Origin of the sequence: Chryseobacterium cupriresistens (assembly GCF_046614675.1) — a bacterium.
Taxonomy (GTDB): domain Bacteria; phylum Bacteroidota; class Bacteroidia; order Flavobacteriales; family Weeksellaceae; genus Chryseobacterium; species Chryseobacterium cupriresistens.
The window spans coordinates 121,451-147,257 of sequence record NZ_JBKKJT010000009.1 but is presented as its reverse complement, the minus strand read 5'-3'; the positions used below and the strand labels follow the sequence as shown (position 1 = coordinate 147,257).

The 25,807-nt window shown below is 36.6% G+C and carries 26 protein-coding genes and 15 tRNA genes; 5 read left to right on the top strand and 36 right to left on the bottom strand.

Annotated features, from left to right (window positions below; genetic code table 11):
- The first annotated feature begins 349 nt into the window (after positions 1–349).
- The gene (locus ACLI50_RS19835) at positions 350–802 is read left to right on the top strand and encodes a VOC family protein (protein WP_411414484.1); all 453 of its coding nucleotides are present in this window, start codon (positions 350–352) and stop codon (positions 800–802) included.
- An 82-nt stretch (positions 803–884) separates the two neighbouring features.
- Here the strand turns inward: ACLI50_RS19835 and ACLI50_RS19830 are convergent, their stop codons facing one another.
- Genes ACLI50_RS19830 through ACLI50_RS19820 form a run of 3 tightly spaced genes read right to left on the bottom strand, consistent with a single transcriptional unit; the run spans position 885 to position 5,254 of the window.
- Positions 885–2,228 (bottom strand): SWIM zinc finger family protein, encoded by a 1,344-nt coding sequence (locus ACLI50_RS19830; RefSeq protein WP_411414483.1) that lies wholly within the window; start codon positions 2,226–2,228, stop codon positions 885–887.
- A 3-nt stretch (positions 2,229–2,231) separates the two neighbouring features.
- The gene (locus ACLI50_RS19825) at positions 2,232–4,928 is read right to left on the bottom strand and encodes a DUF6493 family protein (RefSeq protein WP_343641749.1); all 2,697 of its coding nucleotides are present in this window, start codon (positions 4,926–4,928) and stop codon (positions 2,232–2,234) included.
- Between the two features lie 5 nt (positions 4,929–4,933).
- Entirely contained in the window at positions 4,934–5,254 is a 321-nt protein-coding gene (locus tag ACLI50_RS19820; RefSeq protein ID WP_343641748.1) for a hypothetical protein, read from the bottom strand.
- A 680-nt stretch (positions 5,255–5,934) separates the two neighbouring features.
- Between ACLI50_RS19820 and ACLI50_RS19815 the strand changes: the two genes are divergently transcribed.
- Genes ACLI50_RS19815 through ACLI50_RS19800 form a run of 4 tightly spaced genes read left to right on the top strand, consistent with a single transcriptional unit; the run spans position 5,935 to position 8,048 of the window.
- Entirely contained in the window at positions 5,935–6,360 is a 426-nt protein-coding gene (locus ACLI50_RS19815) for a MarR family winged helix-turn-helix transcriptional regulator (RefSeq protein WP_343641746.1), read from the top strand.
- 7 nt (positions 6,361–6,367) lie between these two features.
- Positions 6,368–6,706, top strand: a complete 339-nt coding sequence (locus ACLI50_RS19810) for a GIY-YIG nuclease family protein (protein ID WP_343641744.1) — start codon at positions 6,368–6,370, stop codon at positions 6,704–6,706.
- A 4-nt stretch (positions 6,707–6,710) separates the two neighbouring features.
- On the top strand, positions 6,711–7,148 hold the full coding sequence (locus ACLI50_RS19805) for a DUF1330 domain-containing protein (RefSeq protein WP_411414482.1): 438 nt from the start codon (positions 6,711–6,713) through the stop codon (positions 7,146–7,148).
- On the top strand, positions 7,149–8,048 hold the full coding sequence (locus ACLI50_RS19800; protein WP_411414481.1) for an alpha/beta fold hydrolase: 900 nt from the start codon (positions 7,149–7,151) through the stop codon (positions 8,046–8,048). It abuts the gene before it with no gap.
- 13 nt (positions 8,049–8,061) lie between these two features.
- Here the strand turns inward: ACLI50_RS19800 and ACLI50_RS19795 are convergent, their stop codons facing one another.
- The 33 genes from ACLI50_RS19795 to ACLI50_RS19635 form a co-directional block, all read right to left on the bottom strand.
- Positions 8,062–8,577 carry a DNA topoisomerase subunit B gene (locus ACLI50_RS19795; protein ID WP_411414480.1) on the bottom strand — a complete coding sequence of 172 codons (516 nt, stop codon included), beginning with the start codon at positions 8,575–8,577 and terminating at the stop codon, positions 8,062–8,064.
- Complete coding sequence (locus ACLI50_RS19790) at positions 8,564–9,094, bottom strand: hypothetical protein (protein WP_411414479.1); 531 nt, start codon at positions 9,092–9,094, stop codon at positions 8,564–8,566. The genes ACLI50_RS19795 and ACLI50_RS19790 overlap by 14 nt, the downstream gene beginning before the upstream one ends.
- A 43-nt stretch (positions 9,095–9,137) precedes the next feature.
- The gene (locus tag ACLI50_RS19785; protein WP_411414478.1) at positions 9,138–9,692 is read right to left on the bottom strand and encodes a 3'-5' exonuclease; all 555 of its coding nucleotides are present in this window, start codon (positions 9,690–9,692) and stop codon (positions 9,138–9,140) included.
- Between the two features lie 113 nt (positions 9,693–9,805).
- Positions 9,806–10,030, bottom strand: a complete 225-nt coding sequence (locus ACLI50_RS19780; protein WP_411414477.1) for a hypothetical protein — start codon at positions 10,028–10,030, stop codon at positions 9,806–9,808.
- Positions 10,031–10,059: 29 nt separating this feature from the next.
- Positions 10,060–11,076, bottom strand: coding sequence for an RNA ligase, Rnl2 family (locus ACLI50_RS19775; protein ID WP_411414476.1), 1,017 nt, complete (start codon positions 11,074–11,076; stop codon positions 10,060–10,062).
- Positions 11,077–11,082: 6 nt separating this feature from the next.
- Positions 11,083–11,646, bottom strand: coding sequence for a DinB family protein (locus ACLI50_RS19770; RefSeq protein WP_411414475.1), 564 nt, complete (start codon positions 11,644–11,646; stop codon positions 11,083–11,085).
- Positions 11,646–12,017 (bottom strand): cyclic-phosphate processing receiver domain-containing protein, encoded by a 372-nt coding sequence (locus ACLI50_RS19765; protein WP_411414474.1) that lies wholly within the window; start codon positions 12,015–12,017, stop codon positions 11,646–11,648. Before ACLI50_RS19765 ends, ACLI50_RS19770 begins: the two co-directional genes overlap by 1 nt.
- Positions 12,018–12,028: 11 nt before the next feature.
- Positions 12,029–12,805 (bottom strand): ATP-grasp domain-containing protein, encoded by a 777-nt coding sequence (locus tag ACLI50_RS19760; protein WP_411414473.1) that lies wholly within the window; start codon positions 12,803–12,805, stop codon positions 12,029–12,031.
- Positions 12,806–12,828: 23 nt separating this feature from the next.
- Complete coding sequence (locus ACLI50_RS19755) at positions 12,829–13,641, bottom strand: ATP-grasp domain-containing protein (protein WP_411414472.1); 813 nt, start codon at positions 13,639–13,641, stop codon at positions 12,829–12,831.
- A gap of 17 nt (positions 13,642–13,658) precedes the next feature.
- Complete coding sequence (locus ACLI50_RS19750; RefSeq protein ID WP_411414471.1) at positions 13,659–14,144, bottom strand: ribonuclease H-like YkuK family protein; 486 nt, start codon at positions 14,142–14,144, stop codon at positions 13,659–13,661.
- Positions 14,145–14,269: 125 nt separating this feature from the next.
- Positions 14,270–14,340, bottom strand: a tRNA-Trp gene (locus ACLI50_RS19745).
- A 7-nt stretch (positions 14,341–14,347) separates the two neighbouring features.
- Positions 14,348–14,418 (bottom strand) — tRNA-Gln (locus tag ACLI50_RS19740).
- 85 nt (positions 14,419–14,503) lie between these two features.
- Positions 14,504–14,576: transfer RNA gene (locus ACLI50_RS19735), tRNA-Leu, on the bottom strand.
- A gap of 76 nt (positions 14,577–14,652) precedes the next feature.
- Positions 14,653–14,726, bottom strand: a tRNA-Leu gene (locus tag ACLI50_RS19730).
- 358 nt (positions 14,727–15,084) lie between these two features.
- Positions 15,085–15,156: transfer RNA gene (locus tag ACLI50_RS19725), tRNA-Glu, on the bottom strand.
- Positions 15,157–15,232: 76 nt separating this feature from the next.
- Positions 15,233–15,319 (bottom strand) — tRNA-Tyr (locus ACLI50_RS19720).
- Between the two features lie 205 nt (positions 15,320–15,524).
- Positions 15,525–15,606 (bottom strand) — tRNA-Cys (locus ACLI50_RS19715).
- A 216-nt stretch (positions 15,607–15,822) separates the two neighbouring features.
- Positions 15,823–15,894 (bottom strand) — tRNA-Asn (locus tag ACLI50_RS19710).
- Between the two features lie 4 nt (positions 15,895–15,898).
- Positions 15,899–15,972 (bottom strand) — tRNA-Ile (locus ACLI50_RS19705).
- Positions 15,973–15,977: 5 nt separating this feature from the next.
- Positions 15,978–16,049 (bottom strand) — tRNA-Glu (locus tag ACLI50_RS19700).
- A gap of 6 nt (positions 16,050–16,055) precedes the next feature.
- A tRNA-Pro gene (locus tag ACLI50_RS19695) sits at positions 16,056–16,127 on the bottom strand.
- Between the two features lie 67 nt (positions 16,128–16,194).
- Positions 16,195–16,268: transfer RNA gene (locus tag ACLI50_RS19690), tRNA-Arg, on the bottom strand.
- A 7-nt stretch (positions 16,269–16,275) separates the two neighbouring features.
- A tRNA-Lys gene (locus ACLI50_RS19685) sits at positions 16,276–16,349 on the bottom strand.
- Between the two features lie 68 nt (positions 16,350–16,417).
- Positions 16,418–16,491, bottom strand: a tRNA-Arg gene (locus ACLI50_RS19680).
- A gap of 8 nt (positions 16,492–16,499) precedes the next feature.
- Positions 16,500–16,567, bottom strand: a tRNA-His gene (locus ACLI50_RS19675).
- Positions 16,568–17,143: 576 nt separating this feature from the next.
- Positions 17,144–17,272 (bottom strand): penicillin-binding protein, encoded by a 129-nt coding sequence (locus ACLI50_RS19670; protein ID WP_120233400.1) that lies wholly within the window; start codon positions 17,270–17,272, stop codon positions 17,144–17,146.
- Between the two features lie 160 nt (positions 17,273–17,432).
- Positions 17,433–18,461, bottom strand: a complete 1,029-nt coding sequence (locus ACLI50_RS19665) for a soluble NSF attachment family protein (protein WP_411414470.1) — start codon at positions 18,459–18,461, stop codon at positions 17,433–17,435.
- Positions 18,448–20,145, bottom strand: a complete 1,698-nt coding sequence (locus ACLI50_RS19660) for an APC family permease (protein WP_411414469.1) — start codon at positions 20,143–20,145, stop codon at positions 18,448–18,450. The genes ACLI50_RS19665 and ACLI50_RS19660 overlap by 14 nt, the downstream gene beginning before the upstream one ends.
- Positions 20,135–22,513, bottom strand: a complete 2,379-nt coding sequence (locus tag ACLI50_RS19655) for a hypothetical protein (RefSeq protein WP_411414468.1) — start codon at positions 22,511–22,513, stop codon at positions 20,135–20,137. Before ACLI50_RS19655 ends, ACLI50_RS19660 begins: the two co-directional genes overlap by 11 nt.
- Positions 22,504–23,244, bottom strand: coding sequence for a hypothetical protein (locus tag ACLI50_RS19650; protein WP_411414467.1), 741 nt, complete (start codon positions 23,242–23,244; stop codon positions 22,504–22,506). The genes ACLI50_RS19655 and ACLI50_RS19650 overlap by 10 nt, the downstream gene beginning before the upstream one ends.
- A complete protein-coding gene (locus ACLI50_RS19645; protein WP_411414466.1) occupies positions 23,217–24,350 on the bottom strand; it encodes an AAA family ATPase in 1,134 nt (377 codons plus the stop codon). Before ACLI50_RS19645 ends, ACLI50_RS19650 begins: the two co-directional genes overlap by 28 nt.
- Positions 24,351–24,362: 12 nt before the next feature.
- Positions 24,363–24,944 (bottom strand): DUF4919 domain-containing protein, encoded by a 582-nt coding sequence (locus tag ACLI50_RS19640; protein ID WP_343643239.1) that lies wholly within the window; start codon positions 24,942–24,944, stop codon positions 24,363–24,365.
- The gene (locus ACLI50_RS19635; RefSeq protein ID WP_202843624.1) at positions 24,931–25,587 is read right to left on the bottom strand and encodes a hypothetical protein; all 657 of its coding nucleotides are present in this window, start codon (positions 25,585–25,587) and stop codon (positions 24,931–24,933) included. The genes ACLI50_RS19640 and ACLI50_RS19635 overlap by 14 nt, the downstream gene beginning before the upstream one ends.
- Positions 25,588–25,807: the final 220 nt, after the last annotated feature.

Here is a 25,807-nt window from a genome sequence, read left to right as displayed (position 1 = left end):
ATTTTGAAGAAAGTAGGGTAAAAATCAAAGACGTTCACCCTACGCAAGCTAACTCAAGGTCGCTTTTATAAATATAAATGTATAAAAAATATTTGGAAGTTAACACAGAATCTAAAGCCGGATGAATAAGGCTATTTATAAGGCGGGCTAAAGCCCACCTCTATTGAATAATGCTAAATAGATTTTTTTCCGCAAATCCCACAGATTTATACAGATGTTTGAGAAATACAAACGCATTCATCATTTATCATTATAAAATCCTTCTATCATTCGTTTTCATTAAAGAAATCATCTGTATTTAATTTTTCGCTAAGGCTTTTCTAGCTTTGTTATGATTAAAAATTAAGCTATGATTAAAGGAATATATGAAACCCATGTTCAGGTGAGCAATCTGGAAAATGCAATACAATTTTATACAGAAGTGCTGGGATTGAAACTTGCGTATAGAGATGAAACCAGGCCCATTGCTTTTTTATGGGTTGGAGAAGGGAAAGAATTTATGCTCGGACTATGGGAGCAGAAGGAGAATCTTCAGACCAGACATTTTGCTTTTTCCTGCAGTAAGGACGATATTCTGAATTATTCTGTAGAGTTTCTTGAAAAAAAGAATTTAAAACCTTACAACTTCCTGAAAAACGGGAGTGCCGAGCCTATGGTATTTGCATGGATGCCTGCGCTGGCTGTTTATTTTAATGATCCCGATGGAAACCAGCTTGAGTTTATTTCTGTTCTGGACGGAGAAGGGAGACCGGAATTAGGTGTACTCAGCTATGAAGAATGGATACAGCAGACTGGCCAATAATATAATTTACAATACAGAGGCGTAGGATTTTTACACCTCTGTATTATCAGCAAAATAATAAAATAAACATCATAAGCAGCATTTAAGCATTGACCAGCTTTTTCACTGCCAGGACATGTTTACAGGGTCCTCTCTCACCCTGATATTTACTGAACCATTCACAGGTACAGCGCGCACGCTCATTTTCAATGATAACTGTGTGATGCACACCGGTTCCTTTTACTCTGGCTTCTGTTCTTGTTTTATGATGATTTAAAATTTCTACTTTTCCGTCTTCAATCAATCTTTCAGCATCTTTTATCCGGGGATTGAGTCCGATAATACGGCTTAATTTAAAAGGAAGCCTGCGATAGAAAAATTCACTGTCATCAAGGTCGTAACCGAGTAATCCCATTGTAGCAAGCCTGCCGGTACTATTTTCAACTTTGTCAAAACTGATATTCTCTTCCAGAACAAGTGTGGCAGGATTGAAGGACTGGTTGGCATAGGCATATTTATCCAGGGCATCAATCCATTCGTCGGGAACATCCGAAATCAGGCTATCTAACACTGCGCCTTCCCCTGAGAAACCTCTCCAGCATTCTCTAGATAAAGAAAAACTGAAACGGATATTCCCCATACTGAGCTGCCATGTTACGGACTGCATATTGGCATGTGCAAATACCTGCATAGAATCGATATAAGGAAGAAGAGGCTCTAAAAGACGAAGCCTGTGAATTCCTCCTATGCAAACAGAATCTGTAGATTGTACCGGAGAAAAGATGGGTTTATTTCCACGTAAAATTAAGTAATAATCTGACTTTACCACTCCTTTCGGCATTCCTCTAAATAATTGCTGCGTCTGGATTCTATTGAAGGTATGGCGTTTCACTGATTCTGATAAATAGACCTGAACGGTCCCCAATCCTTTGATCCATTTTACAGGCAATGGGACTTTTCTTTCTATTATTTTATTTTCTTCCTGATAAATCCCAACTTCTTTTTGCCCTACAGAAAGCATAATTTTTCCATTCGGACGGATACTTCCCAAAGCATTTATCATAGGCTGATTGAAATCCACATTTGTTGTTCCGTTTTGAAGAAACTCTCCATCCAATCCATCAGGCAGTACATCTACTCTTGCATATACTCCTGCACAATGAGAAAAGCCTTCAAATCGTACTCTCCCATTTCCTGCTGTCACTATAGGATCTTTAAGGTGTGCCATCTGAAGCGGCGACAGATTAAAACTGGATTTCACAATGTTGGAAAGTGTGATCAGACATCGGGCCAAAATAAAGGGCTGCCCTACATTTCCCCAAAAGAAACAGGGTGCATCAGTATTTTTATATACCTCATTGTATTTGGCGAGGAACAACTCTTCAAGCGCACCTGTCCTAACTAAAGAGGATGCTCCTGAATAGTTGTAAATAAGCGTATCTTCCATGATCTATTTTTTCAGGAGTAGATTACAGATTTTTTTAAGGCTAGAGTTTTCTTTCCAGTGGTTTAATTTTTCAAGTACTTCTTTAGGAACCAATGAATGATTCAATGCCAATACTTCATGGTAAATTTCCAGAATTCTTTTCAGATTGGTAACCGGTTCTTCCATTTGAAGTACAATATTGGTAATCAATTCTTCGAGAGCAGTATTATGATTTTTGCTTACATTCAGCATGTGATGCTGCATAAGATCTGTGAATCTTTTCACCGGTGCCCACTCCAGTTTTTCGTGCAGACCAATCACTCTTCCCAGCCTTGCGTTATCCATCATCTGACAGGAAACATGTTCAAGCCAGATTTCAGCGGCAGTTCCTCGGATGGTTTTATCACCATCCAGGAAAATAGTCCCAAGAAACAGATAACCAATTTCATCCAGAGGTTTCTTGATCTGATACAGCGTATTGGCAGTATTCAAAACAAGGTTTCTTTCAAAAACTTCTGCAATTCCTGAATAAAAAAGACAGTACTTGATTACTTTCGCCAGGGCATTGGCAGGCGTATTGGGAAAACACAGCATCAGTGCAGGAATTTCATTAAGCTCTTTCTGCTCTGCTACAAAATATTCCAGGAACAAAGGTTCTTTTCTTTTTTCGAGATGATATTTTGGAATCGTAATATTCAGCTCTACCGGATAGTATGAGTTTTTCTTATTGTCAATGGTCTTCCATTGGTAAGCCCCTGAAAAGAATTCCACAGGAATATTTTCATATCCGAAACTTCTGAATTCTTCAAAAACAGTGTCAGGTGAACGTGTAATTCCGGCTGTCATCCACCATGAAGGATGTATAAACTTGCCTTCCGGTTTTTCATTTTTACCAAAGAAGAAAAGCAACAATTCTCTATATTCACCCTTTAGTCTTTTCTCTGTTTCTGCAACAGCTTCTGAAGTATCATCCAAAGCACAGCGCTGCAGGGCCAGCTGAATATCCAGATGATGAGGCTCTGTATTACTATTCTGATAATTCTCTAATCTCTCAACGAGAGTCACAGGGGAAATCCAGCATGGCGCGTGGGTGATAGGAAATAACAAAGGCAGTTTATCCCCGGATTTTATTTTTTCAACAGCATATACAGCGATCTCTTTAAAAGCCTGTCTTGCAGGACAATCTGCTCCAACATCTTCTATCGGGCCCAGTTTCTTCTGATAATTGGAATAAGACTCTCTTGTTATTTCTTCCTCCCTTGTTTTCTGATATATTTTTTCCAGATTCTTTAACTGAACCGGATATTTTTCCATTAATGCCAGCCCATAATTGATAATAGCATTGCACAGCAAAACATTCAGATAAGGAACTTCCCATTTTGCAATGGTTTTACAGGCCTTTAAAAATACAGGTTCCATCAGTTTCACAGAATCTTCATCCACATCTCCGGCAAACCTTATAAATCCAGTCAAAGCAATATCACAATGATAGCTATACGGATCGTCCATTGCCAAAGGCAGATAGAACATCAGATCTTCAAAATTCTGAAGTACCTGCACTGCATTTTCATCTGTAGCCAGCAATCGTTTTTCCGAAGCTATAGCTTCCAGCTCCGGCTGTTTTTCTTCAATATATTTTACTAAAAGCGGACGTACATTCGTCAATATATTATCTGAATAGTGAGAAAGTGCCTCAATCATATTTTCTGAAGCAGGTATGTATTTAAGAATGATCTTTGCTGCTTTTGACTGTATGCCATCATCTTTATTAACAAATGCTGTACTTAAAGCCACTCCGAGCATATCCGGATCCACCTTCTTTCTCTGAAATATTTTTTCGGTAAGTCCCAGGCTGGAAACCACCACTGTTTTTACCTCTGAGCTCAGCAAATTCGGAAGGTAATGCGAAAATTCTTCATTTTTAAATTCAGCAACCCCAACAATTTTTTTCAGGTGGGATAATATTGTATTCACGGCTTTTGACTGTGAAGAAACAAGGCCTGCAAGCAGTTCATCCTGCAGATCAGATAATTCTTCTTCCGTTGGTTTTAATGATGTAAAAGCATCCATAAACCAACCCGTGACATTTTTATTAAAGTTTCTGTTGGAAGCCAGAAGGCATTCTTTCAGGAATCTTTTCCTTTCAATTTTCTTCTCAGCAATGAGCTTTTGAACGATGGGAAACCATTCTTTACGGAAGGGTAAAGATTTGGAAGGAAATTCACATAAATACCAGAAATGTGTATTAAGTGTTTCAGGATAACGGTCAAGATCAGCCGGATAATTACTCAGGTGATGTCCCAATAATTCAGGTTTGGGCTGTACATATCCTTTCTCTGACCATCCTAAAATATCTTTATAATTGAAGGCTGTAAATTCTGCTTCAACAGATTCATTGATAAAGTCTGAAAACCAATCCGGGCATCCCCATTCCAGTATCTGCTCGGTCTGTTCTGCATTGCGGAAAAGGCTCCAGTAATTTTTACCAAAATTCTTTTTGTCCATACATACAAAAGAAGCTATATCTATAATGGAATGCTGGTTCACAGATCCTGCCGTGTGGTAGGAGTTTTTAGTCATTACAATTTTACTGATCTCACGGTCCATTTTCTTGATAGAGGGGATCAGTGTTTTCCTTTCTTCAATGCTAAGCTCTTTTAGAAAGGGAATAATCTCATGTACTTTTTCCTCGTTAAGGATCTCATAAAGTCTTTCTTTCATGGGCTTTAATTTGATGTATAAATTTGTTTCAGGTTATTCGTTTTATTCCATTCTTCAGGCAGTTTGATAAGAGCTTTCTCTGGTTCAAACCCATTATACTTTAACAGTTCATGATAGAGCCCGTACTTTTTGTTATTAAAAACCGTTTTCCCACCTGCTGAAAGAATGGAGGTCAGCAGTTTTCCTTTATATTTTTTAAAATTGTTTGAAGACCGTTTGTTAAAAAGGGTCTCAAAAGCCGTAACACAGGGAGTTTCATATTTATTAAACAGTCCCGGAGACAGAAATAAATAAGGCCTCTCCATGAAAAGTAAATTCATCTTCATTTCAACATTTAAAACTATTTCAAATCCTTCACTACAACATTAATACACAGTATTTTATAACAGCAGTTTTTTCCTGTGAAAACAAAGTCTTTAAAACAGGAAGTCCTATATAAAATTGTCATCAGTCCATCATCTTAAAGATCCGGACAAAAATTGAATAAATTATTTAATAAAAAATGTTTTCAGGGGTGTAACTTTTAAAGAATCCGATGGCAAAATCAAATGATATCTTGTCTATCCGGATTTTTCTTTGTACTAATGACCTGCTTTGCAGCCAATAACAGTTTAAATATTTTACCTTAAAACTTTCATTACTAAACATCCATTTATTCTCATTGGCTAAAATAAAAAAAAATGACTGACAGACAGTAAATTATCCCATAAAAGTGATTTTTTTAACAAATATTAAGTTAATAAAACAATAGTTGATAACGCTCTCAGTACAATAAAAATAATTCCCTGTTTAAAGATATAAAATTAAAAAAAATAGCTAAAAGCTCTATATTGTGATATTTACACAACATTTGGTGTCTTATTTTTAGTATTGATGATGGCTTACAACAAAATTATCTTACCGTACCGATACGTTAATTTTATTTAAAATAATAAATAGAGGATAGCCATTCAATAAATTTTATATATTTGCAAAACAAAATACTTGACAACTCAAACACTTTTCAATGATAAGCACAGAATTATTACTTTTAATAAACATCAATAAGCTACAGTCTGTAATTGCCAGAAAATTTGATTCTCTGAGTGTTCATGGTCTGGGATTCAATGACTTTGTTATTCTTTATGTGCTCTATTCTTCCTCTGAGAGCAGAATGAGGAGAATAGATCTTGCTGAAAAAATAGGTCTTACGGCATCTGGAGTCACCCGGTTATTGAATCCATTGGAAAAAATCGGACTGGTATCCAGAGAAAGCAACGAAAGAGATGCCCGTGTAAGCTATGTGGTCATCACTCCTAACGGTAAAAAGATATTTGAAGAAGCTAAACTAAGCGCAGAGAATATTACTAAAGAAATTCTTACATCCAAAAAAGGTAAATCTCTACGCATGGTCAATGAGCTTTTATTTGATTTGGGAGGAAATATCCAATAATGAAAAGATGAAAAATGCATTAAAAAAACAACTAAAAGAAAAAGCAAAAGACCATACAACAACAATGGGAGTTCTTGCTGTTACCAACAAATTAAATGGTAAACAATATGTTCAGGCTTCTTTACATCTGGAAGCGCTGGTGAATAAGATGAAATTTCTGCTAAACGGAGGCATGTTTACAAATCCTCAGTTACAGAAGGAATGGACAGAATCGGGAAGTGATTCTTTTACCTTTGAGTTTGCAGTTGTTGTTCCGGATCAGAACAATGAATTTATCAACTACCGCAAAGAGGTTCAAAAGGCTGAACAGTCTTATATTTCCGGACTCACTACAGAATTATATTAAAGTGATGTCAAAAAAATATCTATCTCCAACTTTTGAGGCAGGAAAACATCTGTTTACTAAAAATATACAAGGGGCCATTATTAATCTTAATCTCATCAGATTGAAGAAGGAAGCAGATTATTCTGAATATCCGGATCTGAAGCCCAATGAAAAATCAAGCGGTTTGGATGCTTATCTTACCTATATCAGGGAAACCGAACCTTATCTAAAGGAAAGCGGCGGAGAAATTTTATTTATTGGAAAAGGAGATCAGTTTCTGATAGGTCCTGAAAGTGAATACTGGGATCTGTGCCTGTTAATTAAACAAAAAAGTGTCGATGATTTTTTCAGTTTCGAAAAAAATGAAGCTTATATGAAAATCATGGGTCATAGAATGGCTGCAGTAGAGGACTCAAGGCTTTTACCATTGGAAGAAATAGTATTAAATACACAAAGGGATTAAATGAAAACAGTCAAAATGAATGAGGTGGAATTATGCTATGAGGTATTGGGTGAGAAAAATCCTGATACCATTGTATTAATTTCCGGATTGGGAAGTCAGATGATCCGTTGGGATCATACATTCTGTGATCTTTTGGTTGAAAAAGGATTCAGGGTTATCCGGTTTGATAACAGAGATTCGGGGAGTTCTGTTTTTAATACAAAAAGGGAAATACCTTCTGATAAAAGCATTGAAGAGATTTTTGCGATGCTCAGTAAAGAAGGGATTCCTTATTCTCTAATGAATATGGCGGATGATGTTATCGGTCTTCTTAATCATTTAAATATTGAAAAAGCTCATATTGCAGGACGTTCCATGGGAGGAATTATTGCACAGCTTTTAGGTTCCTATTATCCTGAAAGAGTTTTATCATTGACCATCATCATGTCAACATCCTTAAATCCTTCCCTTCCCAAGCCTGATCCGGAAGTGATGGCTATGATGACACAGGTGTCTGCTGATCCTGTTCTTCAGAAAGAAGAGTATATGAGAGAAAAGATCCATTTTGCAAAGAAAATATCGGGCTCGGGATATGCTTTTGATTCGAATCAGGAAAAAGCTTTGCTTGAAGAGGAACTTATACGTTCCAGAACCAAAAACGGAATCATCTGGCAGCTTTTAGCAATGGGTTCCTTTCAATATAATCCTGAAGTGCTGAAGAAAATAACTGCTCCGGCTTTAATCATTCATGGAACAGAGGATCTGATCTTTCATCCTGATTGCGGAAAAGATATTGCGGATTCTATTCCGGGTGCCAAATGGCTGCTTATTGAAGGAATGGGACATTTTATTCCGAGGGAATTATTTGATACAATCAGTGAAAGTATGGTCAGTATTATCAACAAAAAGCTCCCATATTAAAGGGAGCCTTTTACTATTCATCCTGTAAAGTTTGTATAATATGAATTGTCTTATCTTCATTATTGGCAAAATAAAGTTTCAGTTCTTCATACATAAAGTTCTTAATTTCCGTCTGCACTTTCGGAGTTCCAAGCTTCCATCTGGTTGAACCCAAAAATGTAAGTTCTCCTTGTACAGAAGCATAAAGCAAAAGGTATTTTTTAAGTCTTGCTGTAGTTATATTTAATTCTATATTTCTCTTTACGGCTTCCTCTTTCAAAAATATCTTGAATCCTTGTATAATTCCATCCAGTAAAGATCCTCCCAAAATGGTTTCTTTATAATTGGCGTACATCTTGATTTTAGGTGTAAAGATCTGGTAATCTGCAAAGGCAAATGCTACCGAATATGAATACTCTGTTTTTTTCCGAAAATTCAATGTAAAAAAATAGGAATTATATGGCAATCTCTTTTGCACTTCATCATCTATGATCTCAGCTAAACCATCTGGGTAATGAAAAATATTAATCTGCTTTTCATCCAGATTCATCAATACTTTTTATTTTCATATTTGAATCCAAAAATGAAAACCTTCTGAACAAATTGTTCAAAACCCGGTAACTCAATATCAGGCCCTTAAAAATATCTCTATCAGGAATGAAATCAATTGTCCATCTGCAGATTTCTTCATTATCAATATGCTGTATGTTGTCCAAAATCTTAAAATTCCCTTTTTCGGATTGTAAGACAGGTAAGTCATTAATCTCAATCGTAGAATACTCTGTCAATGCAATAATACCTGCCAATGATACATAAAACTTTCCTTGTTTATACTGATCAATAGTTTTTATGATTTCTGTATTAAAAAGTTTTTTTTCAGGACTGATCCATTTCATAACCAATCTATTATCTTTTTTCAGGATGAAAGTGATATCATAGATTTCTGCTCGAATAAAATCTTCAATAAAATAGCTTATTAATTCATTGTAGCCTAAGTGGTTCAGAAAACCTATATACATTGCAGGCCGCATTCTGATATGCTCCAGCACATTATATTCTTTAATCATATATTAAGAATCAAGATATTTAAATATATGAATTTTAAAAGTTTTATCGGGACTTTTGAAAACACCAATGCAGAATCTTTGCAATGTTTTTGGCATCGTCTACACCTCTGTGGTGGGTACCTTCTAAAGTCATACCTAATTCGCCCAAAGCTCTGTTCATTCCGACACTTTTCCTGATCGTAGGATGAATTTCACCAAATAATGTCTTCACATTGATATGGTCATCACTCATGGGATAATCTGTGTAGAATCTTCTTGCCTGGTTTTGAAGCATATTCAGATCATAGTTTCCATAGCTTGCCCATGTCAGTTCTTCGGAATCATATTCTGCCCTCAGGATATCGAAAGCATCATCCAGCATAATGCCTTCATGATCCAGCATATTTTGGGTAATAGTAGTCAATTCCGTACAGAACGGACTCACTTTTGAATACTGGGGTTTTACTAAAATTCCTTCATTTTTAGAGATCTTACCCGTTTTTGCATTCATGATGCATACTCCGATTTCAATGATCTCACTTTCCTGACCTCTTGGCGGCCGGTTTTCCCAACATGTTGCTTCGAGGTCTACTATTAATATATTTTCTGTTGTTTTCACTTGTTTAAAATTTAATTGTTAAAGATTGGAAGAGAGATGCAGAAAGAGGAAAGTTTTAATAGTATCTCATTTACTTTCAGCCTCCAGCCTCTGTCCTCCAGCTTATTGACTATTTACAGAATCTTACTTAAAATTCTGGCTGTATTATAAGCATCGTCTGCTCCGCTGTGATGGGTGCCTTCAAAACTCATATTCAAATAACTTAAAGCTCTTTTAAACCCTATTTGTTTATGTAATTTGAAATGTCTTTTAAATTCATGCATCACATTCATATAATTTTCTGAAAAAGGATTGGTTATCCCGAGCCAGTCACATTGTTCTATGATCTTATTATACATAAAAAAGTTTCGGTAAAAAATTACCGAAACTATACTTTAAGAGTCATCAACTCTTCTTTTATAAAATCAATGACTAAAGAATTCAACTTTTTGTTGATCCTTTTCTGCTCTTCTTTTTCAATAGCCATAAAAGCTGCCGAGAAGTCCTTATCGAAGTCTTCTAAAATATCCTGCGCAAAAAGGCCAATCACTTTACCTATCATTTTAGGCTCGAATTCGCCAATTTTGCTCAACACATTATTCAATCTGTTGGCTGTAGCATATTTTTGGATTTCCTCCCAGATCTCCTGAGCTTTTTCGCTGAAGTGAATCTGTTTCTGAACAGTTTTACCCTCTTTTTTAACCATTTTCGCTTTTTCGACCCATTTTTCATTCTTGTTTTTCAGAATGATTCTTGCGCCGTTTCCAAAGTATCTGGTTTTCAAAGTTTTTACAATGGTTCCTTCACACCTATTGTCTTCCAATTCGGGTAATCCCAGCCAAGCCGGAATTTTTGAATTGAAAACATTAGGGAATTTCAAAGCTTCCTCAAGACTTCCTTGAAACAAAATTTTTGCATAGAAAAATCCTGTCTCTTCAAAAATCTGATTGACTAATTCTGTATCCAAATAGGTAACTCCATTCAGTTTAATATCGAAAGCGTAAAATTCATTGTGAGGGGCATATTCAATACCTTTCTGTACTTTCACAGCATCTTTTACGGATTCTACTTCTTTATGCTGGTAACCGCCACCGAACAATTCACCGTAAATCACTACAGTTTCAACATCCGGGTGGATGGTCTTTACTTTCTGAAACACTTCTATTACATTATTTCTGTAGCGTTCCAAAACCTGATGGGCATTGAAAAATTTTTCATCTTTTTCGATGAAAGCAGTTCTCTTCGCGATTTTAATTTCCTTTCCGTCGGTAAAGAAAGAGAAATTAGCGCCGTGAACTTTTTCCTGTACGATGAAAACCTCATCCCCAAAACCCTGCATTCTGATCTGTTCGATCACGCGGGCCTGGTAAGCATTTTCTATAGCGTTATATGTTTTGAAAATCATTTTGTTTTAGTTTTTAATCGTTTCTGATTCGTTTTTTTCCATCTGGGTAATGTGTCTTTGGGCATGGAGTGAAAGAAAATAAATATATTCATATACATTGATTTTCCCCAGTTCATTCACTGTCATTGTAGTTTTATACAAAACGCCTTCGCCATTTTTCATTACCTCAAGATAGTTTAAGCATTGAAGAAATTGTTGGCCTATTAAGCTTCGGATTTCATCTAAGCTTAATTCTCCTTTCGGCTCCATATGTTCTGGTCTTATCCATTCAAAAGCACCATATTCACCTACTTTGTCAAAATTTTCTTTATTGAAACTGTAGTTTTTTATTTCAGATTCCAGATCAAGATCTAAAGAATTCTTCATTGCTTTTTTGGACCCTTTTTCAATAAGGATGAGCAGATAAAAATTCGTAAGATAAATGTGCTCTAAAATCTGCTGAATCGTCCAGCCTCCGTTTGAAGGCTGATGATTCAACGTTTTTTTATCTTTTTGAAACCATCCGTCTACATTATCAAATGTGAGCTTCAGATGTACTTTTATATCTTCAATAAATCTAAAAATGTCCATTACAATTCTTTAAAGTTTTGCAGCAGGTTTAGGATATTTTCCTTTCCTACCAGATTCATGGAGTGGCAATAGAATTTCGGAAGGTCCAGATAATGATCCATACAATATTCTACCAGCCATTTGGCGCAGTCGTATCCTGTTTTCTCAACAAATTCCTGAGAATTCTGTTTCAAATAGTGTTCGTCTGCAAGATCATGGTCAAAAGATATCATTTCCGGGAGTCCTTTTTCCAAGATCCTGTTGACAAACTGTTCGTAATTCCGAACAATGTGCCAGTCACTTCTGAGGAAAATATCCTGTTGGGTATAATGATAAGCCTCGATCGGATATCTTATATCATCCAGAAATAATAATCTTTTTGTTTTTTCCATTGTTAATTTTTTTAATTTGAAAAATAAATGTTCAATGCTTTAATTACACTTTTCACATTCGTGTTCGGATAAAATCCGGAACTGTTGATACAATTTATTTCCACTATTCTCCAGCCTTCTTCCGTTAAACAGATATCCATTACAAAAGCTTCTTCAAGATTAAAAAGCCTGATCATTTTATTAGCGAAGCTTAATCCATCTTCTGAAACTTTTTCTTCGAAAGGAACACTATCATTAAATTTATAATACCCGGCATCAATAATCTGTCCGCCAACGATCCAAAGTCTTGCTTCTTTTATTGTTCGTTTTGCTTCGGAAACCTGTATCAATGAATGTTTATTAATTCTATTATTTTGAGATTCCAGAGCTTCAAACACAAAATCCTTCCATTCGTTTTCTGAAAATACTTTTCCTGTAAAGATCTTTGCTTCACTGTAAGGTTTAATGAATTTAACCTCACCTTTCTTCCAGTTCAGCTGCTCAGAGATTCTATGAACAGAAACATGATGATTAAGGAGATTTTCACCATAATATTTTGAATATACTTCATACAGATGATTTCCTCCGTAAAAAGAACCCGGAAACCAGCCTGTATTCTGTTTTGCCAATCTTGCAATTGTCACCGAACCGTATACAAAAACATCTTTTCTATCTGTTTTGAACTCTATTTTTTCTGCGGCTGGAGGAATATTAATTACATCATAATCAATATTCAGTTCTTCCAATGCATCAAAAATTTTATAATGATCCGGATCTAAATAGACATTAGCCTGAATTAAGAAATGCATGGTTATTGGTTTTAAGGTTCTTTTTATTTGTTTTTCACAATCATTGATAACTCCAGCTTTACATCTTCAGGGAATCCTGAGAGACCTGGAATATCATTATACTCTAAAATTACTTTTTCTCCATTCTGTGTTTCCAGCACATCAATGGCAACTATATCAGCTTTGATATGTTTCTGTAAAAGTTGTACTTTTTCGATCCATTCATCTTCAGGATTTATAACTTCGTATTCTTGAGTTAAAGAATTGGCTTTCCAATATTTCCCTCGTCTTTTCATAGCCCAAACCTTATCATTTATAGCCAGATATCGAATATCATATTTATAATCAATGAACTTTTCGATGGTCACATAATCCTGATGAATAAACAATAAGTCCTTCAGCTCCTCCCATTGTTCTTCGGTTGAAACCAGGCTTTTTCCATATCCTCCATGGTGATTTCCTACTTTAGCTACAAAAGGAAATTTCATTTCCAGATTCTTCAAATGCTGAGTACTTGTCGCTGCATTAAAGTCAATAACCGGTAAACCCAATTTTTTAAGAGTATTCAGCATTGTCAGCCTTTCATATCCCATTAATAATGTGGAAGCTGAATTAATACAAGGAACTTCAGAGTAGTCAATCAACTCTAAAATATTTCTATATCTGGGATTGGGGTTAACGGCTCCCAAACGCCAGAAAATAATATCCGGCTTACAGACTCCATTGCTATCAAATGCATACAATGATGAGTCTTTTATTATAAATTCCGATGTCTGAACTTTCTTTTGAACTACATCGAATCCTGCAAAATAATCCTTCCAGTATTTTTCTCCATTGATAATTAAAACTGTTTTCATTTTTTTTATTAAAAAGATTACACCATCATATCAGCACAATTGGAACTAGCGAAGGCAAAAGGCTTTGCTTTAAACACATATCCCATTCCCAGAATATATCCCATAGCATCTTTCAGTGCTACATTGGATTTAAAATCCGGGTCGGTATTAATGTCTGCGTGTACCTCCATTTCCACACCATAAGCATCCAGCACAGAACAGATCGCGTATGCAATTTCAACGGATTTGTTGACTTCATTCAGCATTCGCTCCTTGATACTGATACTCTGTATTTCTCTTTCTTTTCTGATAAAGGTAAACGCTCCTTTTCCTTCACGAATAAACACTACTGCCGTAGCATAGTTGATGGCATCTCCGTATACGTGGGAGTCTGACCCCACACATACTTTCAGACGGTGTCCGTTGGCCTGTTCGCGAATGATGGCTTCTTCTACCAGCTGTGTGATAGAGTGCTGGAAAATTTTTCCACTCATATTCTGCCATATTTGTTGTTGCGTTTCCATTTTTTCTACATGTTTTAAATTTTGTTTTAAATTAATTTCTGAATTGTGAATCGTCAATTAGTTTTCACTGTCAATATTTTTAAATTCATTTGCAAAGCAAAATTCACTATTGACTATTCACTTTGCACTCCGAACCGGACTTGAACCGATACCATCAGTTTTGGAGACTGAGATGCTATCATTACACCATCAGAGTAAAATTGTTGATTCATTAGGACTCGAACCTAAACTCCAAGAATCAAAATCTTGTGTGCTGCCATTACACTATGAATCAATTTTATAATTGATAAATGTTGATTGATAATTGATGAAGTGCTCAGCAATCATTGATCATTAATCTCTTATCATTTATGTTTTTGTACGGGAAGAGGGACTCGAACCCCCAAAAGCTTGATCCTAAGTCAAGAGTGTCTGCCATTCCACCATTCCCGCAGGTTTTTATAAGTAATGAGTAATATTTTCTATTTTTATTATTACTCATTGCTCATTACTTATTATTCATATCCTGTACCTCTCCCCAGATTCGAACTGGGACTTTACGGGGTTTAAAGCCGTTTTCTCTGCCAATTGGAATAGAGAGGCGTTATTTTTATGAGTAATGAGTAATTGGTAATACTTTCTATTTTCATTATTACTCATTGCTCATTGCTCATTACTTATGTTATGCTAGGTTTGAGAAAGCTCTGTCTGTTTATAAATTATGCCTGCTAGTATTTGTAAAGATCTTCTGCTCTCGACAAACCTTTCTCATTTCCTAATGTATTTTGTTTAAAAAAGTAAAAGGCTGTCTGTTTTTATTGACTAAAGATCTTCTGCGCTCGACAGTCCTTTTTTCTCTTTTCTTTTTTTTGTGTGAATGGTAACTGGCCAATTTTTTCAATAAAATCTGAACTTTCATGGTATTAAATCAATTCAATATTGACCAGTTATTCACATCCAGTACTCTATAAGGGAATCGAACCCTTGTTTTCTGCTCGAAAGGCAGGCGTCCTCACCGTTAGACGAATAGAGCGTTATCCACAAACCAGGAATCGAACCTGGACAACAAGAGTACATTTCCTGCATGCTTCCATTACATTATCTGTGGTTGGTGGAAGTAGTAGGATTCGAACCTACTCAGCAATGAAGCAACAGATTTACAGTCTGCCCCGACTCTCCAACTTCGGCGTACTTCCGGATTTTTTTGAGCAATTAGTCATGATTCATAAGTAATTCCTCATTTTCCTGTTAAAAAGAAAAGGTCTGTCTTTATTGAATGTTTGATTAAAGATCTTCTGCGCTCGACAGCCTTTTTCTTTTATTAATAAAGGATATTCTTTGCTATAGATGATAAAAGATCATTGATAAAAGATTCTTATATTTTCTATAGTTTTTACTTTGAGATGGCTATGGGATTCAAACCCACTCAGTTGACACAACGGTTTTGCAGACCGTCCCGACTCTTCTACTTCGGCGAACCATCAGATTAAAAAATAAAGTCTGTCTTCATTTATTTGATAAAGAACTTCTGCGCCTGACAAACTTTATTTTACCTAAAAATTTATAAATGATATTCTTTAACTTTTAATTCATCCGGAGAGAAGAAAAGCCTGTCTGTATTTTTCGTGTTTGGCGTAAGATCTTCTGCTCTCGACAAACTTTACTTTTTCTCCTGAAACAATTAACAATTAGTTACCTGCGATTCTGGAAAGACTCGAACTTTCAACTTCCGGCTTAACAGACCGGTGCTCTGCCATTGAGCTACAAAATCATTGTAATTCCGGAAGGACTCGAACCTTCAACCTCCGGTGTATCAGACCGACACTCTAACCACTTGAGCTACGAAATCATTTGTATTCCATAAGGGGATCGAACCCTTGTCGTCCGGTAGAAAGCCGGATGCACTTACCACTATGCTAATGGAACCAATTGTCTGGAAAGCAAGATTCGAACTTGCGACCTCCCGCGTCCAAGACGGGTAAACAACCACCGTTATCTTTCCAGCTTTGAGGCTCACTTCTGTTTCTTTTCCGGGAGACAGCCGGATGGGAAATTTTCCATGAACCTTTTGTGATTCCGAGAGGACTCGAACCTCTAACCCTGGGTTTAGAAAACCCATGCTCTGTCCGGTTGAGCTACGGAACCATTTTTGTAATCCCAGAAAGATTTGAACTTTCAACCCCCGGTTTAAAAGACCGGTGCTCTAACCGATTGAGCTATGAGATTGTTTTAAAGTCGTGAATAGTCAATAATCAATTCGCTTCGCTTGTCAATTTTAAAATTCACATTCTTTGTAATCTCAGAAGGACTCGAACCTTCAACCTTCGGTGCCGTAAACCGACGCTCTATCCAATTGAGCCATGAGATTTTCTCCTTTGGGTATCTCCGGGGATCGAACCCTGTTCTCCGGTTCCACAGACCGGCGCTTTACCAAATAAGCTAAAGAAACCAAAAAAAAAGCGCCTCTTTTCGGGAGGCGCTTCATATATTTTTAACGTAAAAGATCATTAGCTGACCCACGTATATAAGCACCTTTTATCCACAATTTCACTATCAAGAATACATGCAACACCTGTCGGTTCCTGTCCGAATAGTCTTGAATATTGATTGAATATGTTGTGTAACTGTTTCATTTTATTTTTGTTTGTTTCTAAATTATTTTTAACTGAATCCTGAAAACCTGTTGCTTTCAATTTTCGGTTGCAAAGTAAATATGAATTTTTGGAATCCGCAAATAAATTTTCAAATTAAAATACTGATAATCAATTTGTTATACCCTATTTTTAGCATAGAGAATTTCTGTCCGCAATATTTTGCAGATATCTTAATTACCTAAATGACTGTCTCTCACCGGGTTGCTTATCACTCTATTTTATCGTATTAAAGTTTCATTGTTAATTAAAAATTTTACATGTTTATGGTTATTTTTTTTCATTCTAAATAATTTCTGACCTAAAAAACAAAAAACGCCTCGGTTTTCCGAGGCGTTTCTGTTGTATTTTGATTAATTTTTTACAAGTTTACAGTAAATAATTTCCAAAGTCAGCACATTTCGCCTCATTCCATATCACCTCATCATATCCGAATAATCCTTTGTTAGAAGGACTTTCGCATAGTTCTGCATTGATATGTGCTCTTTGTATTGTCATAATTTTCTGGTGCAAAGATAAATCTTTTTTAATATTATTTTATAATATTCACAATTTCGGGAAAGTTTTAGATAAGCAAAGGGATGTAAAGGAATCAATTAAAAATTGATTTGATAAAGCTGAATTTTCTTTAATTTTTAAATTCCTGAATCTTTAAAATTTAATTCCTGAACATTTTATTTCTTGCTGTTTTGAATCTCGAAATGTCCTTTAGAATCACGTCATCACCGGGATTAAAATATTTCAGTTCATTGACAATTTCTGAGCGGGTATTTACTTTTTCCGCGATGATTTCATAGGCTATATTTCTGATTGCAGCCTGCAATTCCGGATCTTTTTTGAATTCATACTTCATGGCTTCCAGATAAGTGATTTTTTTATAATCCGGAGTCTTCTCATACAAATCTTTTATTTCTGATTCCAGCTTTTTAACATCAAAAATATTGGTAAAATAGTTATTCAGACAGTTGAAGGCATCTTTATCCTCTTCCCATCCCTTCAACAATATTTTCTGCGCTTCCTCCGGCTTTTCCATTTTCTTACGGTATACCAAAGAAGCTTTCACCATCTGACTATTTCCTGTATAATCATCTGCAACGATCTGATAATAATAATGGGCATTTTTAAGATCATTTATTTCTTTGTAAAGATCGCCCACTTTTTCTTTCTGCTCCATTTCTTTATAAAGCTCAATAGCTTTTTTATGCTGTTTTGCTTTTTCATAGCAAACCGCAGCATCGGATTTATTATTCAGTTTTTTAAGATATACTACCGCTGCTTCATTATAAAGCCCTCCATTTTCAAGTGTTTTTGCACCTCTGTAATTATCCTGCAGCAGGTTCATATAGACTCTTGCTGCCTTTTTGTAATCTTTTTCGGCAATGTATTTTTCGGCAAGCTCCTCATATTTACTGCGAATCCTGTCGAAAAGTGAATTTTCCAGATAGAAACTGCCGCTTCTGCTTCCTTTTCTTCCTGCGGAATTTCTGTTGTTCTGCTCTTTATCTTTTAAAGAAGTGATCACCAGAAGAATGATGAAGGCAACCACCAGGAAAATGGCTAATGTACCCATCACACTCCAGAAGCTTTCATGGAATAACTGGGCAACAATTCCGACAACCTTAAACATCGCCAGCAGTACGAATGCTGCTATAAATTTGTCTATAAATTTCTGTCTATTCATCATCATCGGATTTTAAAATGGTTTTATCTTCCCTGAAAAGACGATAAAGGAGCAACAACACACAAATTACCAGAACCCACACAAACCAGTTGTATCCAAACATTTTGACCAGCGGATAAAATAAGTACACAAGCATGGCTACAAGGATAGCAATTAAAATAACCTTCACCCAGACAGGGACATTATCACCACCCACATTCAAAGATTTATTTTTAAACAGGAAAGAATACAATCCTACTCCCGCAATCATCAGAATCACCATATACAGGATGTCCGAGACAGGAGCCTTTTTTTCCAATGGTGTACCTTCCGTACCTATTGCCTTTACTTTAGCTTTGTCAATGGACGCCGAAGACGGATCCATCATATCTAACGTCCCGTAAAGTTTCCCTAATGAATCAGCCATTAACGCCTTTCTCTTTTTCAGAAGATATTTTACAACATCACCATTCACAGGCTTTCCTTTGGTGTATTGCTTTAAAGAATCTGAAATTTTACGTTTCAGGTTTTCTGTTTTCTGTTCTAAGTGTTTTGTAATTTTTTTGGTGTAAATGATTTTAAGAGAATCTCTGCTCTGTTTTTCTTTATTGACAAGCTTTTCAATATCCTTTCCTATTTCGCCGACCTCTCTGCCGCCAGCTTTTTTATAATTCTCCTTGTCTTTTTTTGTTTTGGATTCTATGATTCCGGCGTGAATAAGTTCCTGGGATAATCCTTTTCTCTCCCGATGATACATAGAATCTATCTTCAGATCAATCTCAGAGGTTCCGGACTGGAAAGCGATCATATCTGAAGGAGCTCTTACCGCATTGTTTTCAATAGTTCCTGATGAAGGACCTGTTTCTTCCTGTACTGAATCACTTTTATCAGAGGGCAAGGCAACCCTTAACACGATCGCTGCAATAATGAGTGCCCAGAATACCCTGCGGAAATTTTTTGTTCCTGCACTTTCATTTTTTCCATTGGCGCCCCGACCAAATAATACTTCCAGCCATGTAAATTTAGCAAAACCATCTCCCCGGGAAGTTCCCATAACATCAAGAGAAACGCCTAGTTCTACTGCGCGTTCGGGATACTTTTCAATATACTGTAAATATTTTTCTATTTCTTTTTTGTTCCCTGCCATTACTTTTTTAAGGTCAAACGGCAGATTGTTCATCCATTCTTCTTCGGTTTGTTTGGGCTGTAATGTTTCCATAACCTGTTCATCATCCACTTCAACCGTATAGCTTTCTATTTTTTGAGGAATTGAAACACCATTCAATGGTTTTCTAATGGTTTCTTTGATCATTTCCGGTTGTTGAATCAGAGAAAGCCAATCAATTTCTTCAGACAGTTTTACCAGTCCGAATTCAGGATGCATAATCAGAAAACGGGAATCAAGCTGAGCCCAGTCTTCGGTGTTTATTTTAGGATAAAAGATGGTATTTTCCGGGAGGAAAAGTCTGTCGTCCACACTTTGAAAGTACGCGTTTCTGCCTATTTCCTGTGGAGCATGATCTTTAAAAACAAGAAAACACCCATACAGCACATTGGGACGATCAGCCGGAATCGCAAAAGACTGTACCTGATTTAAATGAATTCCCAGCGTTTCCATTTCCTGAAGCCACACCACAGGCGAAGAGCCTCTGATCAAAAGTCCTTTTTTAGGATAGCTGTTTTTCGGGAAAGGTTTTATTCTAAGCTCCATAATCCACAATCTGTTCTATAAACGGTTTTAAAAACCTGTCACACATATCATCCATTGTTCTTACTTTCAACAGGGCATGTTCCGGAAGATAATATTCTGATCCTCCAAATTCTGTATAGGTAGCCAGCGAGAGAAATCCTCCCAATGTAGAAGGAATGAAGAATTCTTCAATACTCTTGTTACTGCTTCGGAAAGTCAGCATTCCCCGTGAATCGGTAATAATTTCGCTTCCATCAGGAAATGTAAATTTATTTTTATTCTGCTCTGCAAAGATTCTGATGTCATATTTATTTTTGGAAAAGTTCAGTGTATTTTCAGAAGCACTGTATAATTCATTTCCGGAAACGACCAGATTTTCATGCTGATTAATTCCGATTTTATTGAAATTATTGATGATCTTCAATCCGCTTCCTTTAAGCTTGGCGACTTCGGCTTCGGCTTTTATATTATTTTTTTCAAATTCTTTCTCCTTTCCGGTAATAGGTTCTACGGAAATATTTCCATCAATATTAATTTTGTAATGGGTAACATTATCAGGATGATGGAGATAAAAATTCCGTCCGAAATAAATCAGCTGAAAATATTCCGGAATATTCATTCCTGTAAGGTTTTGGTCGGAATACTCTCCTGTATTAAGATTTAACTTTGAAATCAGTTTCTGATCAGACTGATACTGACACAAAATAAAGTGCTGCTGCCTGTTTTTTGACAAGGCAAACTGTCCTTTGGGTTTTATGGAAATTTTATCAAACAACACTTCACAGCCATGATGGGTTTTATAATAATCATAGGAATGTCTGTCATAATAGTTATCGGAAAGATAAGTCTTCAGCAATTGTTTTTTTGAACTCAGAATGAAAAACTCTCCGTCATATAGAAACTTAGCAATTTTATTAACGGGTGTCGGGAACAAGATCGGATAGTTTTGCGGAAGATCTGTTTTCTTTCCGTTAAAGTTTTGAACGGATTGTTTTTGCTGCGGTGGATTGGCCCACAGTTCCTGCAATGGAAGTTTTATTTTCTGGATATGCTTTCTTGCTCCTTTGTGATGTTTGTAAAAATTGATTTCACCATCTGAGGCTGTCGTTACCAAAAACTTCAGCAGGTCCCTGTTCTGATGTACAACCCGCTGAATCTTCTCATCAGCCATGTTATCCTGATGGGTAATGAAAAAAACTTCAATATCCTTTTCTGAGTGATTTTCATTAAAAAACTTCTCCAGTGCTTCTGAAACTTCCAGAACAGCACTTACCTGATTAAGATTTTCCACTACTTCTTCCACTTTGTTCAGCGCAATGGGAGTAGCAGCCTGTCCTAAAGCGAAGATTTTACATTCAGAATGGGCTTTTGGGTGTTTGACAACCGCTATTGCTGAGGCATAGGCCAGTACTTTGGGAGTTCCCCAGTTTCTGAGAGAAGTGTCAATCAGGATAATTCTTTCAAAAATATTTTCTTCAGGCGGAATTTCTCTTTGCATATACAATGCCTCGTTATTCGCAACACGATTCATAAAGACATCGTCTTCGTTGGCAAATTCGGAAAGAAGCATCTGGTGAAAATCACCTTTGTTGGTCATATCAGAAATTCCTCCGATAGGCTGTTCACCGGGAGAAAGATGGCGCATGGGAATTTTCAGCCCACTCCATATTCTTTTGATCAGGCTTCCTATCTGAAAAGTTTTTGGTTCATCAGTTAATTCTTTGATAAAATCTTTATCCATATCTGCTGTTGTCTCTTCTTCTACTACCTCATCATCCAGTTCCGGCTCATCAATCAAGCCTTTCATGGCGTCAATGATAGACTGTACTGTAGGAAATTTTTCATTCAGATTTAAGGCGCTCAGATCTTTGTTTAAATCTATTGAACCTTCGTCTTGTTTTTCTGCACTGATCGCTAGTTCCTGCGGTCGTTTATAATAGATCTTTAAATAAATATCCGCATGAAGAGAGGCCACCCTGTTATGACTATTGCTGAACAAAGTCTGGAGCAATACAATTCTGTTCTGTTTCTCCTTATAAACTTTGGGTAGTGATTTTATTTTTTCAAGGAATTCAATTGGCTTTTCCGCGTTGAACTCAAAATCTTCACCGCTATAAAACTCAGCTGTACGTCTTAGCGGGCCTGCAAAGTCCGTATATCCATCCTGCATCGCATACAAAACCATAAGCAATGCCCCGAACGCAGGCCATCCCTGCGGCTGAAGCTCTTTCAGTATCTCCATTAGATAAGGCCTGTAAGCTATGGCTCCTACTCCGGGAATGGAGAGGAGATTGTTTTCATGATAACCGGAATCACCGGGAACATCTTCATCAGTTTTCCATTCCCAAAAATAATTTTCATAGGACTGGAAATAAGCCTTTAATTCCATTCTCTTGATTTTTCAGTAAGGCGGAATGAGCTTACGGATAATGGACGGAAGTCTGTTTCTTTTATTGAAAGATAATTCCCATTTCCATCCCACAGCAGCCATCCTTCCTCTTGATTATATTTTTGCTGCAACAGTGTGCTCAAATTTTTAAATTCAAAATCCAGACCTGCAGGCAATAAATGTCTGTCCTTTGTCCAGTAGGTCTTTCCGGGAAAGCTCAATAATGGAGTTCCCATAAACAGGGCTTTATCGCCCAGAATTGTCCATTTTATTTTTTCAAGCTTAAACTTCGGTAATGCAGCGATACTGTTTCTAATATCGGCAATATTACTCAGCAGAGCGATAACCGACTGTTCTTCATTGCTTTCTTTTAAGTTCACCTTAACCTGTTCGTGAATTCCAAAATAGTTTTGGTTTGAAGGTGGAAAACTAAGCTGCAATGCTTTGTCTATGGGAATCCAGAGCAAAGCTGTCCGCATTTTTTTGCTTGGAACCAAAGCATCTTTTCTGAATAAAAGCCCATCACGAAGTTCATACAGAATAAAGTCCGGCAATTGTTGTATTTCCGGAGCTGCCGCCTGTTCCTCGGTAAAGCCTTTCAGCCAGACCGTATCGTCATCGATGGCCATCTGAATATTTTTCCAGTCTCTGATCGAGCCCAGAAAATCTTCATCTGCCCGGGGAATTTCTGCCCGGAATTCTTTTAAACGCTTTGAAGAATCTTCTGCCATAAGCTTTCAATTTCCTGCTGAATATATTGTTTCTGTTCCGGATTTCTGATCCAGTCGCAACGGGTCTGCAGATATCTCAGTTTATCTTTAATCACATTTTGCTCTTCAAAGCTCAGCATTCCGCCATCCCATTTCTCCACCAGAATTTTTACGTCTTTCATGACTTCTTCAGGGTTGGGAGTTTTGTTCTGCATAGCCTGAGGATGAGAATCCGGATGATTATCTTTCTCAATCGTTCTGTTGATAATTCCTTCCAGAATTTCAATCTGTTCTTCTGTATCCCAGATATGTTTCAAAACCCATAGATCGGAAAGTACAGCTTCTTTTCTTCCGCAGATCAGTGCACTTGCAGCAATCAGATTCTGAAGTTTCACCGCTCTACGGTCGGAAATGGCAATACCTGTATTTCTAAGGTTCATAATGGTATTCAGATAGACTTCATAGATGGGTTTCAGATCTATTGTTTTGCACAGCTTCTGAAGTTGTCCGATCTCATCAGCATGAATTTCCGGAATTTCCGTTTCTTCTTCATTTTCCAGCTTTCTCCCTGCCAGAAGAACTTGCTGCAAAAGTTCAGGATTCACATAGTCTACACTGATTCTTACCAGAAAACGGTCAAATAATGCATTCAATGCTTCATCTTCCGGAAGAACGTTACTTGCTCCCACAAACATCAGTGCAGGTAAGTGCTTTGTTTCTTTTCCTCTTTTAAAAATCTTCTCATTGAGTGCCATCAAAAGGGAGTTCAGAATAGCAGAATTGGCATTGAAGATCTCATCCAGGAAAACCATGGAAGCCTCGGGCATCATTCCTTCCGTATTGGTAAGAAGTTCCCCTTCTTTCAGTTTTCTGATATCAAAAGGTCCGAAAATCTCGTTGGGTTCTGTAAAACGGGTTAATAAATATTCAAAGTTTTTCCCGTCTTTCACGGTTTTTGCCAGGGTTCTGACAATGGCTGATTTTGCAGTACCCGGAGGACCGTATAAAAAGGCATTTTCTCTTGCTAAAAGGCAGATCCCCAACAGATCTACGACATCATTTTTGCCTACAAAAGTTTCTTTTACGTAGTTTAGAACTGTATTAAGCTGATTTATATTCTGGTTCATTGACTTAAAAAATTAAAATTTCCACCATTTTTTCTTTTGGGGTTTCTGTTCTTCTTTGCTTTCTGCCTGTTCATTTCTTTTGCTGAATGAAAAGGCCATTCTCTGATAAGGATCTTTGATATCAAAGTACAATTGAGATCCATCATCAAGAGTAAGTGCATCCATGATCTTATTTCCATCCCTGACCAGACTTTGTGAAACATCCTGTTTATTGAAATGATGTCTGATCAGATCTCTTTCATCGGAAATTCTTGTAATAATATAGGGTGAATCCCTGGTTCCATCTCCTGTTTTTTCAAGGCATTCAAAAATAAGCTGTGCTATTGTCATTTCAATACTTCGTCCTTTATCTTCGCCCAGTTCTTTGTACGCAAAATATTTATAAATATGGGCTCTCGGACTCAGCAAAATATTGACGTTTACATATTGTATAACCTCTTCAAACTTTCCTTCATTGAGTAGATCCTGCATGTTTTCAATATCTTCCGAATAGGGATCATATTCAGGATCATTGATTACCAGCTCACGGCATTTCAGGAACGTTTCTTTGGTGGGGTCCGCTAAAAATTCAAATACTTTCTCATACGTTTTCATTATTATCTTCGGTTATAGTTTTTAATTCTCGCCAGAATGCGTCTTTGTGCATTCCGAATTCGGCAATCAGTTGTTTATTGATAAACGGAATTTCTGCCAGTTTATCATCTTTTTTTTCAACAATTCTTTCCAGATATAGCTTTCTGTAGGTACTGTCTTTCAGTTCTTCAGGCCAATTTACGTTTTTCAGATCAAGATCATATCCTATTCCGGAATAGTGAAACTGTGTCAGAATATTTTCCAGCATGGGGATTAAAGCATCTTCGGGATCCACAGTATGTAAAGCAGTCATTACCTGTGGCAAAAATCTGAGTGACATATCTGCGGATAAGATGGAAGGAATATCCCGTGTTCCTTTGAATCCGGGAATAAGATTTTCAATATCCTTTTCGGTATTTTCTCTGATGAGATAAAGCTGTGCGCTGTGATAGAGAATCTTGGCGGCCCATACGGCTGTCTGTTTGTTACAGATTAAACGGTCTGATAAAAATTCAAGTCTTTCTTTTTCGAATTCTGTTTCAAAATAATCTCCTGCTTCCGCCTCTTCCTGAGGGGAGATTTGCTGTAAGCTTGAAAAAAGAGTGATACATTCTTCCTTACGAAGCAAAAAGATCGTGTCTAAAAACGGTGACTTGGTTTCCATGATCTAACAAAAATAAAATTATTTCGGTGAGAATAAAACTTTTGTGAGGAAGATTCTTGTTAAATATGGTTTCTTTATGGTAATTATGAGGTTTGAAAACGTAAAGACACTAAAAGAGTAAGCATTGTAATACTTTTTAAGGCGTGAGAACATTTCGGCTTCGCTCAATGCGAGATTTTCAGCAAGGTAAATCTTGAAATCTAAACCTTATAGATTTTAA